The organism is uncultured Shimia sp. (assembly GCF_947493595.1).
Taxonomy (GTDB): Bacteria; Pseudomonadota; Alphaproteobacteria; order Rhodobacterales; family Rhodobacteraceae; genus Shimia.
This window is the reverse complement of sequence record NZ_CANLRL010000013.1, coordinates 12608-31929: the sequence shown is the minus strand read 5'-3', so window position 1 is coordinate 31929 and position 19322 is coordinate 12608. Positions and strand designations below refer to the sequence as shown.

Here is a 19322-nt window from a genome sequence, read left to right as displayed (position 1 = left end):
TTGTTGTTGGGTTTACTCGGCTTTGGCCGGTTCGGTCTTGGACGTCACGTTGGCAATGGTGGATTTCACCACGCGCACTTTCACGCCTTCGGCCAGCTCAACTTCAACTTCGTTGTCGTCTTTGACCTTGCTCACCTTACCAATCAGACCACCCTGGGTCACAACCTGGTCACCGCGACGCACAGCCGCCACCATGGCTTGGTGTTCTTTTACTTTTTTCTGCTGCGGACGGATCAGCAGGAAATACATGATCGCAAAGATCAGAATGAGCGGCAGAAACTGGCCGAGTTGGTCCATGATGTCAGGTCCTCTGTAAGTGCGGGATTGCCCCGTAAAAGTCGCAGGGAACCTATGGGGCCTTGGCGCCACTTGCAAGGTGTCAAAGCCCTTGACGGAGCGCCTTGTTCCCTTAAGAGGCTGTGGGACGCGCTGTTAACATCGGATGGTTACGATTAACCAAGATTTCCGGCATAAGCAGAGACGTGAAACGACTCATCTCAAGCATGAAGGATAAGAGAGATGCATGACATTAAAGCGATCCGCGAAAACCCGGCCGCTTTTGACGCCGCCTTGACCCGCCGTGGGGATGAGGCCATGTCATCCTCCCTGTTGGCTTTGGATGAAGAGCGGCGTGCCAAAATCGGTGCGGCTGAGGCGGCACAAGCGGCGCAAAAGGTCGCTGCCAAAGAGGTTGGCGCCGCCAAAGCCAAAGGCGACGAAGCAGAGTTTGAGCGTCTGCGCGCGCTGGTCGGCGAGAAAAAATCCGAAGTGGCGGCGATGCAAAACGAGGCCAAAGAGATTGACGCCAAGCTGACGGACGCGCTGGCGCGGATTGCCAACCTGCCAGCTGACGATGTGCCAAACGGTGCCGATGAGGATGACAACGTTGAGATCAAGCAGTGGGGCACGCCCAAAGCCTTTGATTTCACACCGGTTGAACACTTCGAAATTGGCGGCGTGGCTGCGAGCATGGATTTTGAGACCGCCGCCAAAATCTCTGGCGCGCGGTTTGTGATGCTGAAAGGCGCTGTGGCCCGCATCCACCGGGCGCTGGCGCAGTTCATGATCGATGTGCATGTTGATGAAAACGGGCTGACCGAGGTCAACACACCGGTTCTGGTGCGCGATGAGGCGATGTATGGCACCGACAAGCTGCCAAAATTTGCCGAGGACAGTTATCAGACCACCAACGGCTGGTGGTTGATCTCGACCTCTGAAATCCCGCTCACCTATTCGGTTGCTGCCGATATTCTCGAGGAAAGCGCCCTGCCGATCCGCATGACCGCGCATTCGCTGTGTTTCCGCAGCGAAGCCGGCAGCGCCGGCAAAGACACCTCCGGCATGCTGCGTCAGCACCAGTTTGAAAAGGTGGAGATGGTCTCAATCACCCACCCGGACGAGTCTGACACTGAGCAGAAACGCATGTTGGGCTGCGCCGAAGGCATTCTGGAAAAACTGGGCATTCCCTATCGCACTGTGGTGCTCTGCACCGGTGACATGGGCTTTGGCGCACGCCGCACCTTTGACATCGAGGCGTGGATTCCAGGCCAAGCCACCTATCGCGAGATCAGTTCTGTTTCCACCACCGGCGATTTCCAGGCACGGCGCATGAACGCACGCTTCCGTCCAACGGATGGCGGCAAGCCGGAATATGTACACACGTTAAATGGGTCCGGCCTGGCGGTGGGACGCTGCCTGATTGCGGTTCTGGAAAACGGTCAGCAAGCGGATGGGTCCGTGATGCTGCCAGAAGTGCTGGTGCCCTATCTGGGTGGCAAGTCCACGCTGACCGCAGATGGTAAGCTGGCCTAACCCCAGACCAAGACACAAAAACAAGCGCGGCCCAAATGGAGCCGCGCTTTTTCATTTGTCCACAAATATCCCGGGGGTCCGGGGGCTGGCCCCCGGCCTACTCCGCCGGCACCGCGCCTTGCGGTTGGTTCTTGGGAAACGGCACCAACCTCTCCTGCTCCTCATCCCAAAGCTTTAACGAAAACGAGCGGATCGCCTCCGGCCACTCGATGGTGGGCAGATCGTATTCAGCGCGGATCATCTGGTGACATTTTCGCAAGTTGTAATGCGGGATACGGGCGTTGAAGTGATGGATATCGTGATAAGCGATGTTCGCGGAGGCCAAATCCATCCACCAGCCAAGGTCCAAAGCGGAGGAGCCTTGCAGCGCCGCCAAACGCGGGTCCAAATCAGGACGTCGATCCCAATAGGTGTCCTCAAAATTATGCTGCAGGTAAACCATAAAAACGCCTACCATGCCGCCAAAGAAGGACGCCAAGAACCAGATCAACACGCCGTTCCAACCTGCCAGCCCATAGAGCACGCCCATGTATGCAAAGATCGCTAGATTGTGCAGCAGCACCGATTTCCACATGGTGTGGGCATTTTTGGGCCAGCGGTAGCGAATGAAATAGGTGAACAGGCTGCCCAACGGGATCAGCACAAAGGGGTTGCGGTAGAGCCGGTATTGCAGGCGCTGCCAGAACCCCGCCTCATTCCATTCCCGCACAGTCATGGTGTGGATTTCGCCGGTCTCACGGTGTTCCAAGTTGCCGAGGTGGCTGTGGTGCATGTTGTGATTGTGGCGCATGGCCGCGTAGGGCGCAAAAGTCACCACCGACAGCGCTTCGCCCGCCCAGTCGTTGTGTTTGCGGCTTTTGAACAGAGAGGCATGCCCGGTGTCATGCTGCAAAACATAAAGCCGCACCGCGGACAACCCATTCAGCACCATCATCGGGATCAGGATGTACCATGTGCTTTGATTGGCAACCGCCAAGGCAAGCGTGGCAAAATAGAAAGTAAAAGTGCCAAAAAAGCTGAGCGCACCAAGGCGGTCATCCTGCACTGTAAATTCTTTCAAGCGCTCGCGAATCTCCATCGCAAACCTCTCTGATTAAATCAATATTTCCGCCAGAGTCTTCACAGACCTGGGTATCTAGTCACACGCAGTCCCAGAATATTCGGACCACTCAACAAGACTATAGCGCGAATTTTTAAACCCACAATGCACAGTCGCCGCGCAGAAAACTACGCGGCGACCAAAATCAAAAAATGGATCCTGTGACAGCCTAGAAACCGGCGTCACGGCCTTTAATGTGTTTACGCAGGCGCGACGGCGTGGACTTCTTCTTACCCTTATAGGGGTTTTTGTCACCTTGCCCGCGCATTGTCAGACGAATGGGGGTGCCCGGCATGTCAAATGTGTCGCGCAGCCCGTTTACCAAATAGCGCGAGTAGCTCGCGGGCAATTTGTCCGGGTGGGAACACATCACCACAAATCCAGGCGGACGGGTCTTGGCTTGGGTCATATACCGCAGCTTAATCCGTTTGCCTTGCGGCGCGGGGGGCGGGTGTTGTTGCAGCATTTCCACCAGCCAGCGGTTTAGTGTGGCGGTTGGAATGCGACGGTTCCAGGTGTCATAAGCACTCAGGATGGCATCGTTTAACCGCTCCAACCCACGGCCGGTTTTGGCAGAAACCGTGATCAAAGGAGCACCACGCAACTGCGGCAACAGTCGGTTGAAGGCTTCCTTAAGCTCGCGCAGCTTTTCCTGCTTATGCTCCTCGATATCCCATTTATTCACGGCCACAACCACAGCTCGACCTTCGCGTTCCGCCAGATCGGCAATGCGCAAGTCTTGCTGCTCAAAGGGAATGGCTGCGTCCAGAAGCACAACAACCACCTCGGCAAATTTCACCGCACGTAAACCATCGCCAACGGACAGTTTTTCCAGCTTGTCCTGTACCTTGGCTTTCTTGCGCATCCCGGCGGTGTCAAAGATCCGCATATGGGTGCCGCTCCACTCGGTCCGGAGCGAAATTGCGTCTCGCGTGATACCCGCTTCCGGCCCAGTCAAAAGCCGGTCTTCCCCAATGATCTGATTGATCAGCGTTGACTTACCAGCATTTGGCCGTCCGACTACGGCAATCTGCAACGGCTTTTTTTCGGTGATGTTCTGGCTGGGGCGCAGACCATCTTCCTCAAACTCGTCGTCCCAATCACCATCTTCTTCAAGCTCAACATCGACTTCAACTTCATCATCCAACGCCTCCTGGCGTTTTGAAAATTCGTCTGCAATTGGCATGAGCTGCGCGTATAGATCGTTCAGACCCTCGCCATGTTCAGCGGAGAGGCGGATCGGTTCCCCCAAGCCCAAGGAGTAGGCTTCAATGACCCCTGAATCCGCTGCACGCCCTTCGCCTTTGTTGGCGGCCAAAAGCACATGGGCGGATTTTTTCCGCAGAATTTCGGCAAAGACCATATCGGTGGGCGTGACCCCGGCGCGCGCGTCGATCATAAAGAGACAGATATCTGCCATATCCACCGCGCGCTCGGTTAGGCGACGCATACGGCCTTCCAAGCTGTCATCCGTGGCATCTTCCAAACCGGCGGTGTCAACCACGGTAAACCGCAGATCGGCAAGCTTCCCTTCGCCTTCGCGCAGGTCACGCGTAACACCAGGCTGGTCGTCAACCAACGCCAGTTTTTTGCCCACAAGGCGATTGAACAATGTGGATTTGCCCACGTTTGGGCGGCCCACGATGGCGAGCGTAAAACTCATGACAGATCTCCGGAACGTCTGAAGTCGCTCCGATACATCATAAATGCGTCAACGGAAAGCGTACAATTCGCCTTTGCGATTTACGACATACAGAACTCCGCCCGCCACAACCGGGTTGGTGGCCGCACCATGCGGCAATTCCACCGTGTGGGTCAGCAAGCCGTTGCGCGGATTATAGAAGCGCACAACATCGTCAGAGGACGGCACAACCAATTGCCCGCCGGCCAGAATTGGTCCGTAATGCGCATGTACAGCGGACTGCTTCTTGGGTTTATCGCTGACAAACTGTGGCAAAGTCTGGCCCCAGACACGGGTGCCATCGCGAGCATCAAGACGCAGCAATTCATTGGTTTCTGACACCAGGAACAGGGAACCTCCTGCCGGGAAGACCGGGCTCAACGCGCCGTGATCGGCGGTCCATTTGCGCACCCCGGTTTCAGCTTCAATGGCTGCCATCCGACCGGAATGGTTGGCCACGTAGATTGTGTCACCAACAACAACCGGGTCAGCTGAGATATCGCCAACTGTGTTTACCGCACGACCTGGACGGGTGTCAGACAACCCTGCCGTCCAACGGGACACACCGCCACGCCGGAAAGCGGCCTGAATTTCGCCGGAGCCATATGGGAAAATCGCCAAACGGTCTGTCAGAGCCGGCGCTGCAGGGCTTTGCACGTTCTGAACATTGGGCAGCGATAGCAGTTGCCACGCAATCTTGCCGGTCTCAACCTCCAAAGCCCAGGCGGTTGCATCCCCGGAGATCACATAGACCAGATCGCCATAAACCGTGGGGGTGCCGCTGCCGACGGCCTGGAATTTCTGCTCCCAAAGGTCGGCACCGGTGGCAGGATCCAGCGCACGAATGCTACCAAACCCCGTTGTGACAAAAAGCTTGCCTTTGCCATAGGCCAATCCACCAGTAGAGGCTTGGCCGGCCTTGTCATTGGGCGGCGTGAGATCGCGGGACCAAAGAAGCTGACCGCTGGTGGTGGTCGCGGCGACGGTGGCCTCTGCGTCAACAGTGAAAATGCGGCCATCGGCAACAACGGGATCCGCAGTGATACGGGACTTGCGCGATTCACCTTCGCCAATGGAAGCCGACCACGCCAGAACCGGACGCTGCGACAGCGCCGCATTTGCGGTACGGGTGCTTGGAGAGCCAATGCGGCCGGTCCACTGCGCGTTTTTACTTTGTGCCGGCAGATTGATGGCAAGATCTTTGTTTTCGACCACTTCCTCGGAAGGAATGAGATCTTCACGGTCACCAACCAGGATGATTTCAGGCTCGGCACAAGCAGACAGCAATGCCGCCGAGGCAACGCCCGCGGCCAAAATCCATGACGTACGTTTCACTGCTGAGTCCCCCACCCTGCAAGTCTTATTGGTCGGCCAGAACTGGCGCGGTGTTCGCCGGTGTTCCGCCCAGAGCCACAATCAACTGAGAAGCGCGGTTACGCAAGCCTGAGGTGACGGCCGCATCTTGAATGAGGGCCTGTAGCTGCGTGATGGCACCTTCAACATCGCCTTCTTCCAAGCTTAGCAACGCCAATTGTTCTTGGGCCGGTAAGGCCAAAGGCATGCCCGCACCAGCCAATGCTTCGAGCGCAAGACGACGCTCTGCAATGGGGGTTTCTTTGGCATTGGCCAAAACGGCCTTAAATGCAGCGATCTGGCGATAGATTTCCGGAGTGTCGGGGGCGCTGGTGCTGATGCCGTTTAAGGTCTGAGCGGCATCAGCGCCGGATCCAACTTCAATTTGATGTGTGGCCAGCAGCATGTCGGCAACAACCTGGGCATCCGGCGACTCAGTTGTCAGCGCGCTGAGGTCAGACACGCGGGTTTCCGCGTCGCTGGCAGACACGGCGCCAATTAATGCGTCACCGGTGTTTTGTGCGGCTGCGCGGGCCTTGCTTTTCTGATATTCATTAAAAGCGGCTGCGCCCACAATGGCAATCACGGCAACCACAGCAATCCAGCCATAACGGCGGATCAGGCCAAAAAGGCGATCGCGGCGCACTTCTTCGGTGACTTCTTCGATGAAACTGTCGGTATTGCTCACGCCTGCTCTCCTGTCGGTTTGCCTTGTCTTATCGTTTTGTTTTCAAAGTGCCAAGTACTGTGGCAAAGGCACATCGGCGACACAGGTTTTTTCTTGAATTCACGCGCATTTTGAACCGATGAGTCCAAATTTTCTCTTCTGAGGTTGTTTCTCGGCGCGCGAACGCCAATATGTCGACCAATATTTGTGCGCGGGAGGGCGCACGTTAAAGCAACAGGGGCCATTCAATGCGGCTTATTCCGGTCTTGACCGCACTTCTTGTGACGGCAATTTTGTATTTTGTTGTGGTGGAGCGTGATCGCTTGGCGGCTTTTGCCGGCAATGGCGCGTCCGAGGAGGCGACTGAAGAAGTCGCCGAGGCAAGCACTGAACCGACGGAAACACCGTCTGATGACGCGGGATTGATCCGTGTTGTCGCCGTGCGCAGCGCAGCAACCACAATCGACAGCGCGGTGGTGCTACGTGGTCAAACCGAGGCGGATCGCCAGGTTGAAGTTCGCGCCGAAACCAGCGGTCTGGTGATCACAGAGCCGCTGCGGCGCGGCTCTCACGTCACCGCCGGCCAAGAGCTGTGTCGTTTGGATGTCGGCACCAGCGCAGCAGTTTTGGCGGAAGCCAAAGCCCGATTGCTGGAAGCTCAGGCGCGCATTCCAAGCGCACAGGCCACCGTGGCCGAAGCTGAGGCGCGGCTCGAAGAGGCCAAAATCAACGACAACGCGGCTCGTAAACTGTCCGAAGGCGGCTTTGCTTCCTCGACCCGTGTGGCAAGCACAGCCGCCAGCGTGCGCGCCGCAGAGGCGTCGATCCAGTCAGCCACATCCGGGTTGGAAAGCACTCAAGCAGGCATCGAATCGGCTCAGGCCTTGGTGGCCGCCGCTGAACGCGAGGTTGAACGCCTGACCATGACCGCGCCATTTGATGGCCTGCTGGAAAGTCGCACAGCCGAACTGGGCAGCTTGATGCAGCCCGGCAGCCTGTGTGGCACGGTTCTGCGCCTTGATCCAATCCGCATCGTAGGCTTTGTGCCCGAGACCGATATCAGCCGTGTGAACGAAGGCTCGCTGGCAGGTGCGCGTCTGACAACTGGTCAGGAAGTCACCGGCCAGGTGACCTTTGTGTCCCGCTCTGCAGATCCGCAGACCCGCACGTTCCGCGTGGAAGTCACTGTCCCTAACGAAGATCTGGTGATCCGCGACGGCCAAACCGCAGAAATCATGATCTCCGCAGATGGCGCGGCCGCGCATTTCCTGCCGCAATCCTCTTTGACATTGAACGACGAAGGCACGCTGGGTGTCCGCATTGTGGAAGACGGCGGCATCGTTGCCTTCAAGGCGATTGAGCTGATGCGCGACGGCACCGACGGCATTTGGGTTGGCGGCTTGCCGGAGAAAGCAGACGTGATTGTGGTGGGGCAAGAATTTGTCGTCGAAGGTGTTCAGGTGGCTCCGACCTATCGGGAGCTTGACCAATGACCGGCGCCATCACCTGGGCCGCCGAACGGGCCCGAATGATCCTGGCGTTTATCGCAATCTCACTTGTGATTGGCGCCTTTTCATACGCGAGCCTGCCCAAAGAAGGTGAGCCGGACATCGACATTCCGATCCTGTATGTTTCGGTGAACTATCCCGGGATCTCCGCCGAAGACGCGGAAAGCCTTCTTGTGAAACCGATGGAAACCGAGTCGGTGGACCTTGATGGTCTCGACAAAATGACCGGCATCGCCTCGGAAAACCACGCTTCTCTGCTTCTGGAATTCGACTTCGGCTGGGATAAGAGCGCAACCATCGCGGACGTGCGCGACGCCATGAACACGGCGCAGGCCAACTTCCCTGAAGGTGCGGATCAATACACTATTTCGGAGATCAACTTCTCCGAGTTCCCAATTGTGATTGTGAACCTGTCTGGCGATGTGCCGGAACGCACCATGGCGCGTTTGGCCAAAGATCTGCAGGATGACTTTGAAGCCATCGACGCGGTACTGGAAGCGCCGATCGCGGGCAACCGCGATGAGATGGTGGAAGTGGTGATCGATCCACTTCGGTTGGAATCTTACAACGTCACCGCGCCGGAGCTGATCAGTGTTGTGCAAAACAACAACCAACTGATTGCTGCCGGTGAAGTGGAAACCAACCAGGGTACTTTCTCGGTCAAAATTCCTTCGTCGTTTAGCGATGTCAGCGACATCTATGAGCTGCCGGTGAAAACCAACGGCGAGCGGATTGTGACTTTGGGCGACCTGGCAGAGATCAACTTCACCTTCGAGGACCGCGCGGGCACCGCGCGGTTTGACGGCGAAAACACCGTTGCACTTCAGGTGGTGAAGGGCAAAGGCTACAACATCATCGACACCGTGGAGCAGATCAAAACCACGCTGGCGGCCGCTCAGGAAAAATGGCCTGAAGAGTTGCAGGCGGCGGTGCATGTCGGCACGTCCAACGATCAGAGCCGCGTTGTTGGTTCCATGGTGCGTCAGCTTGAGGGCTCGGTTCTGACCGCGATTGCGCTGGTGATGATTGTGGTTTTGGCCTCCCTTGGTAGCCGCGCAGCGATGCTGGTGGGCTTTGCCATTCCGGCGTCCTTCCTGCTGTGTTTTGCCTTCCTTGCGCTGATGGGCGTGACCATTTCCAACATGGTGATGTTTGGTCTGATCCTTGCGGTGGGCATGCTGGTGGATGGTGCGATTGTTGTGGTGGAATATGCCGACAAGCGCATCAAAGAGGGCGTGGGCCCGATGCACGCCTATGTTGAAGCGGCGCAGCGGATGTTCTGGCCGATTGTCAGCTCCACCGCGACCACTCTGTGTGCCTTCCTGCCGATGCTGTTCTGGCCGGGTGTGCCGGGTGAGTTCATGGGCATGTTGCCGGTCACAATGATCTTTGTTCTGTCCGCCTCGCTTCTGGTCGCGTTGATCTATCTGCCTGTGGTGGGTGGTATCTCCGGCCGCCTGAGCCGGGTGTTTGACCACATTTCACAAGGCATGAAGTCCCGCCTGCCGTGGGTGGTGCGCGCCCTGTTGGTGCCAATCCCGCTTTATGGCATGTTTGTCGGTCTGATGCAGATGCTGACCGTGACCTACCAGTCCGGTGACGAAGGCTCGACCGGCACTGTGATGGTTGGCGCAGTGCTGTTTGTAGCGTCTGCTTTTGCAGCGTCTATAACCATGAGCGCCGCAGAAATCAGCCGCAAACGCAAAGCGATCAAATCCGGTTTCCGCCACAATGGTTTCGGCTACTTCATGCGGTTCATCGTGGGCAACCCTGTGATGCCATTGATCACAATCGCAGCGGTTGTTTTCACTGTTATCTCCATCATTGGCTATTTTGGCGAAAACAACAAAGGCGTTGAGTTCTTTGTGGCCACGGAACCGGAACAGGCCACCGCTTACGTGCGGGCGCGCGGCAACATCTCTCTGACAGAGAAAGACGAGATGGTGCGTGCGGCTGAAAACATCATCATGCAGCACCCTGCAGTGATCAATGTCTTCTCCTTTGCCGGCAAAGGTGGTTTGGACACAGGTGGCCCAGGTGGCGGGAACTCTCCGCCCGACACGGTTGGCCAGGTTCAGTTTGAAATCATCCCATGGGAAGATCGCCCGACAGCGCGTGAAACATGGTTCTTTGGACTGCTGGAACGCGACGTGAGCTCTCCGGAATTTGGCGGCAACCGCGTGTTGGAAGAACTGAACGCCGAGCTGGCAAAATTGCCTGGCTTCTATGTCGAAACCAGCCCGATTGAACAGGGTCCGGGGTCCGGCAAGCCAATCCATCTGCGCCTCCGTGGCGACGGCTGGGACGACCTCAACGCCGCTGCCATAAGCGCCAGGGAGACGTTTGAAGCGACCGCAGGCTTGACCTTGGTGGAAGACACCCTGCCCCTGCCCGGTATCGATTGGCAGATCGACGTGGACGTGGCCAAAGCGGGTCGCTATGGCGCCGATGTGGCCACCGTAGGCGCGATGGTTCAGCTTGTGACACGGGGTATTCTGCTCGACACCATGCGAGTCGACAGCTCTGATGAAGAGATCGAAATCCGCCTGCGTTTGCCAGATCAGGACCGTGTCCTGTCTACTCTCGACACATTAAAAGTGCGCACCAATGACGGGCTTGTGCCTCTGTCCAACTTTGTCACACGCTTTCCGGTGCCAAAGAGGGCGTCTATCAGCCGTGTTGATCAGGAACGTTACTACGACGTGAAAGCGGATGTGGAACCAGGTTTGGTCAAAGTTGTGACCGGCGAAGGCGATGACCTGAAAACCCTTGCTTTCTTGAAGGCTCTACCAGATGGCGGTTTCACAGGCGAAACCGTGATCACCACGCCAAACGGCGAGGACTTCACAATCTTCACACTGGAAGAAGCCGCTTCGGCAGGCGAGCTGCAATCCGCAGTGGAGGACGGTGCTCGCCGTGTTCCGGTGACCGCAACAGAACGCATCGAAGTGCTGACAGAGTGGCTCGAAACCAATCCATTTGGCCCCTCGATCGGCTGGGAATGGACCGGTGATCAGGAAGAGCAGGCGGAATCCGGAGCCTTCTTGATGAGCGCGTTCTCGGCTGCCTTGGGACTGATGTTTGTGATCCTGTTGGCGCAGTTCAACAGCTTCTACAACTCGGTGCTGGTGCTGCTGGCGGTGGTTCTGTCTACCGCAGGTGTTCTGGTCGGTATGTTGGTGATGGATCAGACCTTCTCGATCATCATGACCGGCACCGGCATTGTGGCGCTGGCAGGGATTGTGGTGAACAACAACATTGTTCTGATCGATACCTATCAGGAATACAGCCAGTACATGCCCCGGATCGATGCAATTGTGCGTACCGCGCAGAGCCGTATCCGTCCGGTGTTGCTGACCACAATCACCACGATGGCGGGCCTTGCGCCAATGATGTTTGGCCTGAGTCTGGACTTCATCAATGGTGGCTACTCGATCGACAGCCCAACCTCGCTGTGGTGGAAACAGCTGGCGACTGCTGTAGTCTTTGGTCTTGGTATCGCAACAGTTCTGACACTGGTGTTCACACCATCGATGTTGGCAGCGCGGGTCTGGGCCAGCACCTACTTCAACTGGATGATGCGCCTGCTCGCGCGCATGTCCTTTGGTCGCACCTCGCGCGCCGGTCAGGATTGGGCGTTGCGCCGCGCAGCCCGCAAGGTGAAACATCCGGTGCTGATGTGGGATGACACCACGGAGGTGGTGATGGAAAGCTCCAAGCCATCCAACCGGTCGTCCGTGCCACCCACCCGTTCCACCAAGGTCGACCCAAATGATCTGGCGCCAGAGGTTGAGGCACCGCGCAGCGGAAAAGCCGCCAACGATCCTGATCCAGGTGGCATTCAAGCCGCTGAGTAGGCCCTCAGCATCACGCACAAAAAACGCGCTCCTTCGGGGGCGCGTTTTTCATTCATCCAGAATGTTCTTTTTTTGCAACGCATTTCGCCTTATACGTGTCGCACCAAACTTTTTAAGCGAACGCATACAGGCAACTTCATGTTCAATATCGCAGTTGGCACTTCTATGTCCCCTGCCCTCCCGGCGCTTATTTTGACTGGGTTGGTACTGGTGTTTTGGTTGGCTCTTAACATGGTCACCTACACCTACTTTCATGCCGACAAAGAGCGCGCCATTCACGGCGAACCCCGCATTTCCGAGCGCACTCTATTGTTCCTGGCGCTGGCCGGTGGCTCGCTGGGTGCCAAATTTGCCCAAAAGCGTTTCTATCATAAGACACAGAAACAACCCTTTGGACGACGCCTAAACGCCATTGTTGTCCTGCATCTTGGATTGATTTCTCTGGGCACGTATTTGGCGCTTCTTGGTCCATCAGGGATTTGGATGTCCGGGAACTACCAAGCAGCCCTACCCAGCTGATCAAACACCCGCACCGGGAAAGCACGGGTGTATTGCAACCACTATCTCCGCTTAAGCGGCGTCTTCATCCGCTTGCTGTCGGGTCCAAAGCTGCGCATAGCGGCCTTTTTTCTCCAAAAGCGCGTTGTGCGTGCCCTTTTCGACCACCTCACCTTGCTCCAGCACCACAATCTGATCAGCTTCGGCAATGGTGGACAGCCGGTGGGCGATGGTGATCACGGTGCGGCCTTCACCAGCCCGTGCCAGCGCCTCCTTGATGCCCTGCTCGGTTTCGGTATCCAAGGCAGAGGTTGCCTCATCCAGCAACAATATTGGCGGGTTCTTCAGCAAGGTGCGGGCGATGCCGACGCGTTGCTTTTCACCGCCTGACAGCTTAAGCCCGCGCTCTCCTACAGCCGTGTCATAGCCGTCCGGCAACGCTGCGATGAAATCGTGGATTTGTGCCGCTTTGGCGGCTTCGATCACATCATCCTCTGTGGCCCCGTCGCGACCATAGGCAATGTTGTAACGAATGGTGTCGTTGAACAGCACCGTGTCTTGCGGCACCACGCCAATGGCGTCATGTAGGCTTTCCTGCTGCACATCGCGCACGTCTTGGCCGTCAATCCGGAGTGCCCCGCCCTGCACATCATAAAACCTGAACAGCAACCGTCCGATGGTGGATTTCCCGGAACCAGACGCACCAACAATGGCCACGGTCTGCCCCCCCGATACTTCCAGACTCACACCCTTCAAAATGGCGCGATCCGCTTCATAGCCAAACGCCACGTTGTCGAGTGTGATAGAACCGTCTTTGATGGCCAGCGGCTTGGCGTCCGGCTTGTCCGCCACTTCCGCCGGCTGTTCCAACAGGTCAAACATTTCGCCCATATCCACAAGGCTCTGACGGATTTCACGGTAGACCGTGCCCAGGAAATTCAGCGGCATGGTGATCTGCACCATATAGGCGTTGACCATGACAAAATCGCCCACCGTCAGGTCACCATTTTGCACGCCAATCGCCGCCATGACCATGACAATCACAAGACCGGAGGTGATCAGGAAGGACTGACCAAAGTTCAAAAAAGCCAAGGAATATGAAGTCTTTAGCGCCGCTTCTTCATAGCCAGCCATGGCGCTATCGTACCGCGCGGCCTCACGTTTTTCGGCGCCAAAGTACTTTACGGTTTCAAAGTTCAGCAGGCTGTCGATGGCCTTCTGGTTGGCGTCTGTGTCCTGATCGTTCATCTGGCGGCGCAGCTTCACGCGCCATTCGGTGACCTTGAAGGTGAACCAGATGTAGATCGAAATGGTCACGCCCACGACGGCCAGATAGCGCGCGTCAAACAGCCAGTAGAAGATCGCGGAGATCATCAACAACTCAAGCACCAGCGGGCCGATGGAGAACAGCAGAAAACGTAGGAGGAACTCCACCCCCTTCACGCCCCGCTCAATTATGCGGCTCAACCCGCCAGTTTTGCGGGTGATGTGATAGCGCATCGACAGGCGGTGGATGTGCTCAAAGGTCTCTAAGGCCAATTGGCGCAAGGCCCGCTGTGCCACCTTGGCAAAGACCGCATCGCGCAACTGCTGAAAGCCATTGGTCATCAAACGCGCCATGCCATAGGCCACGGTCAGCCCCACTGCGCCAAGCGCAAGCGGCGGCACGCCTTCATTGGCAAGCGCGTCTACGGCAGCTTTGTAAAGCATCGGGGAATAGACCGCGATCATTTTGGAGGCCAGCAGCATACACAGCGCCAGCACCACGCGGTGTTTCACCCACGGTTTGTCGTCAGGCCAGAGGTATGGCGACACCTTACGAATGGTACGCCAACCGGAGCGTTGTTCGTTGCGCGCGAGTTCCTCAGCCGTAGCCGTGTGCCATTTGGTCATGCCTGCCTGCCTGTCAGTTGGTGAGCCTGACAAACCTAATCATAGGTTGCAGGACTTGCCAGCCCTGCGCGCGTTATTCTTCTGGCACCGAAAAGACCTGCCCCGGATAGATCAGATCCGGGTCGCGGATTTTGTCTTTGTTGGCTTCAAACACCTGCAAATACAATTGGCCTTCGCCATAACGGTCCCGCGCAATGGCCCAGAGGGTGGCGCCTGGCTGTACGGTCACAATGCGAACTGGTGGTTGTGCGGTTACAGGCTCCGGCTCCCCAGCTGGTTCCAATTCTGCTTCGCTGGTTGCCGTGGTTTGTTCTGGTGAGGTGACTTCCTCGGGTTGCGCCTGTGCTGTCTCCGACGGTACGGACGTTGGTTCGGTGGCAGCTGCATCCGCCTGCGCGACTTCTTCAGCAGGTTGCTCTTGCACTGCCTCCGCGGCTTTTTCGGATGCTATCTCTGCCTGGTTTGCGGCCACTGACACACCTGTGCCCGAGACATCCGCAACCACAGGTGCAGACTCTGGCGCTGCCTCATCCTCATCAGTGCCTTCTGCGCTTTTTACCGCAATTGTTTCACTTGCGGTGCCAACCGACACGTCATTGTCCTCCGACGCCACACTTGCAGGCGTTTCTGGCGCCTGCGCTGAGGTCTCTGCCTCAGCTACAGCTTCCGCCTGAGCACGGGCCTTTGCGACAGTTTCCGGGGTTTCGCGTTTGAACGGCGTCACCACGCGGGAGAGCACGTTGGCGGTTTCATCGACCTCATCCGCGCGCAATTCGTACAACCCGCCGGCCACGTCTTCCAGTTGGGTAGACCACAGGCCCGCGTCGTCAATCTTTGTGGTCGCAGCCAAGGCGTTGTCCAAATACAGCCGCACAAAAGCACTTGGGTTGCCACGTCCGGAGACCATCACCGCACCGGCATCGGTGTAGCTGATTGAGTCAATCGACACGGCAGCCAGAACCTCGGGTGTGGCCTCTTTCGGCGCGGCCGGTTGTACCACGCGCACACCTTCGGAATCCGACACGATTACCGCTGGCGCCTTGGGTTTCGGCGCAGGTACTGCCGTAGTTGTCTCTTCTTTGGCTTCAGGTTTCGGCGCTTCTTCAACTGGCTCTTCACTTACGCTTTCAACAACCTCTTCAATGGGTTGCTCATCGCTGTTCACCTGAAGTGCAGTTTCTTCGGTCTCAGCAACAACATCATCTGTTGCCGCGTCTTTCACCTCGGTAGTGACGACCTCCGACTCAGCATTCGCTTGTGTGACCTTTGGCTCCGCTACGTCCGTCGCGACAGGATCTTCCACCACCTCGGGCGCCACAACAGCCTCAGCAACGGCCACAACAGGCGCCACGATCACCGTGGCGTCCGACGGCACATCACCGTCCGCGCGACGCTCCACAAGGCTCAGCACGCGTGGTGCCTCACTTGGTTCAATGGCCAGAATGGCGGCAAATTTACCCGCTGTGTCCACAGGCGCCAAAGCGACCTCAGCACCGTCCAGCAGAATGCCCAACATGGCACCTGGCGCAGCCGCTCCAGCCACCACCGTGTTGCCTTCGGCGTCTACACGCACCAGATCAAAACTTGGGGCGATGGTAGGCGCGGGCTCTTCCTCAACCGGCGCAAGTGCGGCAGCCACCTGCTCTTGATTTGGCTCGGGTTCCGCAACTGGTGCAGCGCCTTCAGCCCCCTCAGCGACTTGCGCCTGCGTTTCCGATGGTGCCGGCCGCGCCTCAGGCTCAGAAACGGCCTCAGCAGTCTGTTCTGATACATCTGGCGTTGCTTCAGGTGCAACAGCGGTTGTTTCGCTTGCGGTGGTGTCATCGACGATTTGATCGCTGCCATCCAACACACCCGTCGACACCAGCGCAAAGACAGAGACGCCCATCGCCACCACAACTCCGGCCACCCAGACCACATTGCCGCTGAAAATTGATGCTTTGTCACTCATCGCCGAATATCCCCCGAAGTCGGCTGTCATTTGGTTGAGAGACCCTAACAACCCAGATATTGCTGGTCAAAAGAGCTTTGAACATATTGGAGAATTTCATGACCACACGCTCGATCTGTGTCTTTTGTGGATCACGTTTTGGCGGCGATGTCGCCTATAAGGAAGCGGCGGAAGCCTTTGGGGCACGATTTGGTGACAAAAACTGGCGTCTGGTCTATGGCGCGGGCGATGTTGGGCTGATGGGTGCGGTGGCCAATGCCGCTCAAGCGGCGGGCGCAGACACCTTTGGCGTGATCCCTACCCACCTGCTGGAATGGGAGGTCGGCAAACGCGATCTGACCAATTTCATCGTGACCGAGAACATGCACGAGCGCAAAAAGGTTATGTTCATGAACTGCGACGCCATTGTGGTGCTGCCGGGCGGTGCGGGCTCGCTCGACGAGTTCTTTGAGGTGCTGACTTGGCGCCAGCTGGGCCTGCACGAAAAGCCGATTGTGGTGCTGAACGTGAACGGCTTCTGGGACCCACTGGTTGGATTGCTGGATCACGTCATTGCACAAGGCTTTGCCGAGCAGAGCTTGAAGGATTTCATCCATGTGGCGGATGATGTGGCTCAGATGGAAGCGATCCTGGATCGGGCGTTTAGCTAGGCCATGCCCTTGTCGGTTCCGGAGATTTCCACAACGGTGATCTCTGGGACCACACCAAAACGCACGGGCATAATCGAGCAGCCGATGCCGCCTGAGACTACGAGGTCACGGCCTTCCTCACGCACATGACCGTAGGCAAACCGGTTGCCAAAGCGTGAGGGCACTATCGGAGACCATCCAAATAGTCTCACTTGCCCACCGTGTGTATGACCTGAAAGTGTTAGGCTGACGCGACTGGGCATTTTAGAAAAAATGTCAGGTTCATGCGCCATCATCACAACTGGCGCGCCGTCATCCGCTATTTGCGACAAAGTCCCTGGCAAGTCATCCAATCCTTGCCACTTTCCATTCCGACGGATTGCAATTTGATCCTCCAGACCAGCCAGCCAAATCCCATGTGTTTCAAGCTTTAGCGCCTGATTAGACAACATAGTAATTCCATGCGACTGCAGCGCTTCGCTGTACAAATTTGGGCCGCCGCCTCGTTTCTGCGCGCTAAGGTCATCCCACCAATCGTGATTGCCCAAAACGCCAAACACCCCTTGCTTAGCTTTTAGCTTGCCGAGGATTGGTGCAACATCGCGGATTTTTACAGGTTTGGTGATGAAGTGATGCCCTGCCGCATAGTCCCCCAGGAGCAACACAAGATCAGCGTCCAGCGCGTTAACACGCGCCACCAGTTGCTCAATGCGCCCTAACCCGACATAAGGTTCCCCCACATGCAGGTCGGACAACACCGCAATTCTCAGCGGTGGCGCGGTCCAGTCATCACGTTTGATACGCCACTTTTTCACCCGCAGACGCAGCGCCGGTTCAATAAAGAAGCCATAAGTGGCCGCAAAAAAGCCTGCCAGGATCACTCCCAGCAGGCCTTTGATAAAACCACGTCGGGTCACGGATTACATCCGGGATGCAACGTTTTCCCAGTTTACCAGGTTGTCCAGGAAGTTGGTCAGGTAGACCGGACGCTTGTTGCGGAAGTCGATGTAGTAGGAGTGCTCCCATACGTCACAGCCCAAGAGCGCGGTCTGGTTGAAGCACAGTGGGTTCACGCCGTTTTCGGTCTTGGTCACTGCCAGGGAGCCGTCTGCGTTTTTCACCAACCAGCACCAGCCGGAGCCAAACTGACCTGCGCCTGCGGCAGAGAACTGGGATTTGAATTCGTCAACCGAGCCAAAGGACTCAACCAGCGCTTTTTCCAGCTCACCTGGCATGGCGTTTGCGCCCGGGCCCATCATTTCCCAGAACTGGTTGTGGTTCCACAGCTGGGAGATGTTGTTGAAGATGCCGTTTTGCGCAACGGATTTGGCGTCGTAGGTGCCAACGATGATCTCTTCGAGAGACTTGTTTTCCCACTCTGTGCCTGCGATGGCGGCATTGCCGTTGGTCACGTAAGCATTGTGGTGCAGGTCGTGGTGGAATTCCAGCGTCTCTGCGGACATGCCCTTGTCGGCCAGTGCGTCGTGGGCATATGGAAGATCGGGAAGTTCAAAAGCCATGGGGGTGCTCCCTGTTCGTAAGCAAGTTTCCGTTGGCATTAGATGTGACAATTCACAGCCAAAGGTCAAGCGCCACCAAGTTGTTTTTCTGCACAGAATTTGTGGATTTATGCGCGTGGAACGCCGTTGGGGCCTACCGACGATCCAGATACCGCAGGCAGTCATCAGCCTGCAAAACGGTGCGAAATTCGCCGTCATTTGCGATGTAAAGCGTTTCCATGCGCTCAACTGCTGTGCTGCGCAGCAAGGCTTCGTGTGTGGCACAAATCTGAGGCCCGATCTCGGTGTCCATGAGATCGACGTAACGCCCAACAAGGCCTGCCCCCTGCAATTGAACGGTCATTTCATAAGTGGTTCCGATGAGGTCAACAGCGACAAGTGTTGCATCCGCTTCAATGTTGCGTGGCAGCGTCAGACGCATCGCATCAATTTCATGTAGCACGGCGGCACGTGACATGGGCAGGCCGGTGCCAAACACCGAAACAAGCCCGTATCCGCAGCGCCCCAACAGAGCCACAACCAGTAGCAGCCCAGCAATCGAGAGGGTGTTTACAAAGCCGTGCCGCCACATGCTGCGCCAAAGGGCGCGAAAAATCATTAGCGTGTAAGCTATGCAGCCCAGCAGCCAGACCACCGAAAAGGACTTAGCGGCCCATGCGCCAACAGTCAGACTAAGAGTGGTTAGAGGACCGGCAAGCACCAAGGTCAGCAGGTTGAGGATGAGGCTGACACCAACAAAGCCAAACCAAAACGTATCGGAAACGGACAGGTGCCCACCCATCAAGTTTCGGAAAATCGCCGTACTAAGAACTCTGCTGCGCATGGCGCGACGCTCCCATACGCAGCAGAATTTG

At 57.0% G+C, this 19322-nt stretch carries 15 protein-coding genes; 5 read left to right on the top strand and 10 right to left on the bottom strand.

Features of this window, described 5'->3' with window-relative positions:
• Window positions 1-12 precede the first annotated feature (12 nt).
• A complete protein-coding gene (gene yajC, locus Q0955_RS20145; protein ID WP_299428492.1) occupies window positions 13-297 on the bottom strand; it encodes a preprotein translocase subunit YajC in 285 nt (94 codons plus the stop codon).
• 222 nt (window positions 298-519) lie between these two features.
• On the opposite strand from yajC, the gene serS reads away from it, so the two are divergent.
• Complete coding sequence (gene serS, locus Q0955_RS20140; RefSeq protein ID WP_299428489.1) at window positions 520-1812, top strand: serine--tRNA ligase; 1293 nt, start codon at window positions 520-522, stop codon at window positions 1810-1812.
• Window positions 1813-1909: 97 nt separating this feature from the next.
• Here the strand turns inward: serS and Q0955_RS20135 are convergent, their stop codons facing one another.
• From Q0955_RS20135 to Q0955_RS20120, 4 genes are all read right to left on the bottom strand, one after another.
• Entirely contained in the window at window positions 1910-2890 is a 981-nt protein-coding gene (locus Q0955_RS20135; protein WP_299428486.1) for a fatty acid desaturase, read from the bottom strand.
• A 190-nt stretch (window positions 2891-3080) separates the two neighbouring features.
• Complete coding sequence (gene der, locus Q0955_RS20130) at window positions 3081-4574, bottom strand: ribosome biogenesis GTPase Der (protein ID WP_299428483.1); 1494 nt, start codon at window positions 4572-4574, stop codon at window positions 3081-3083.
• A 48-nt stretch (window positions 4575-4622) separates the two neighbouring features.
• Entirely contained in the window at window positions 4623-5927 is a 1305-nt protein-coding gene (locus Q0955_RS20125) for a PQQ-like beta-propeller repeat protein (RefSeq protein ID WP_299428480.1), read from the bottom strand.
• Between the two features lie 25 nt (window positions 5928-5952).
• The gene (locus tag Q0955_RS20120; RefSeq protein WP_299428477.1) at window positions 5953-6633 is read right to left on the bottom strand and encodes a hypothetical protein; all 681 of its coding nucleotides are present in this window, start codon (window positions 6631-6633) and stop codon (window positions 5953-5955) included.
• A gap of 227 nt (window positions 6634-6860) precedes the next feature.
• On the opposite strand from Q0955_RS20120, the gene Q0955_RS20115 reads away from it, so the two are divergent.
• From Q0955_RS20115 to Q0955_RS20105, 3 genes are all read left to right on the top strand, one after another.
• Window positions 6861-8105 (top strand): efflux RND transporter periplasmic adaptor subunit, encoded by a 1245-nt coding sequence (locus tag Q0955_RS20115; protein WP_299428474.1) that lies wholly within the window; start codon window positions 6861-6863, stop codon window positions 8103-8105.
• A complete protein-coding gene (locus Q0955_RS20110; RefSeq protein WP_299428471.1) occupies window positions 8102-11977 on the top strand; it encodes an efflux RND transporter permease subunit in 3876 nt (1291 codons plus the stop codon). The genes Q0955_RS20115 and Q0955_RS20110 overlap by 4 nt, the downstream gene beginning before the upstream one ends.
• A gap of 138 nt (window positions 11978-12115) precedes the next feature.
• Window positions 12116-12496, top strand: a complete 381-nt coding sequence (locus tag Q0955_RS20105) for a DUF1294 domain-containing protein (RefSeq protein WP_299428468.1) — start codon at window positions 12116-12118, stop codon at window positions 12494-12496.
• Between the two features lie 51 nt (window positions 12497-12547).
• Here the strand turns inward: Q0955_RS20105 and Q0955_RS20100 are convergent, their stop codons facing one another.
• Entirely contained in the window at window positions 12548-14368 is a 1821-nt protein-coding gene (locus Q0955_RS20100) for an ABC transporter ATP-binding protein/permease (protein WP_299428465.1), read from the bottom strand.
• Window positions 14369-14441: 73 nt separating this feature from the next.
• A complete protein-coding gene (locus Q0955_RS20095) occupies window positions 14442-16319 on the bottom strand; it encodes a LysM peptidoglycan-binding domain-containing protein (protein ID WP_299428462.1) in 1878 nt (625 codons plus the stop codon).
• Between the two features lie 98 nt (window positions 16320-16417).
• Between Q0955_RS20095 and Q0955_RS20090 the strand changes: the two genes are divergently transcribed.
• Window positions 16418-16969, top strand: coding sequence for a TIGR00730 family Rossman fold protein (locus Q0955_RS20090; RefSeq protein WP_299428459.1), 552 nt, complete (start codon window positions 16418-16420; stop codon window positions 16967-16969).
• Here Q0955_RS20090 and Q0955_RS20085 read toward each other — a convergent pair.
• The 3 genes from Q0955_RS20085 to Q0955_RS20075 all read right to left on the bottom strand — a co-directional run bounded on the left by Q0955_RS20085 (window position 16966) and on the right by Q0955_RS20075 (window position 19291).
• Window positions 16966-17865, bottom strand: coding sequence for a metallophosphoesterase (locus Q0955_RS20085; RefSeq protein WP_299428456.1), 900 nt, complete (start codon window positions 17863-17865; stop codon window positions 16966-16968). The genes Q0955_RS20090 and Q0955_RS20085 overlap by 4 nt on opposite strands.
• A 3-nt stretch (window positions 17866-17868) precedes the next feature.
• Window positions 17869-18468: a superoxide dismutase gene (locus Q0955_RS20080; RefSeq protein ID WP_299428453.1), complete on the bottom strand. Its 600-nt coding sequence runs from the start codon at window positions 18466-18468 to the stop codon at window positions 17869-17871.
• Between the two features lie 133 nt (window positions 18469-18601).
• Window positions 18602-19291 carry a hypothetical protein gene (locus Q0955_RS20075; RefSeq protein ID WP_299428450.1) on the bottom strand — a complete coding sequence of 230 codons (690 nt, stop codon included), beginning with the start codon at window positions 19289-19291 and terminating at the stop codon, window positions 18602-18604.
• Between the last annotated feature and the right edge of the window lie 31 nt (window positions 19292-19322).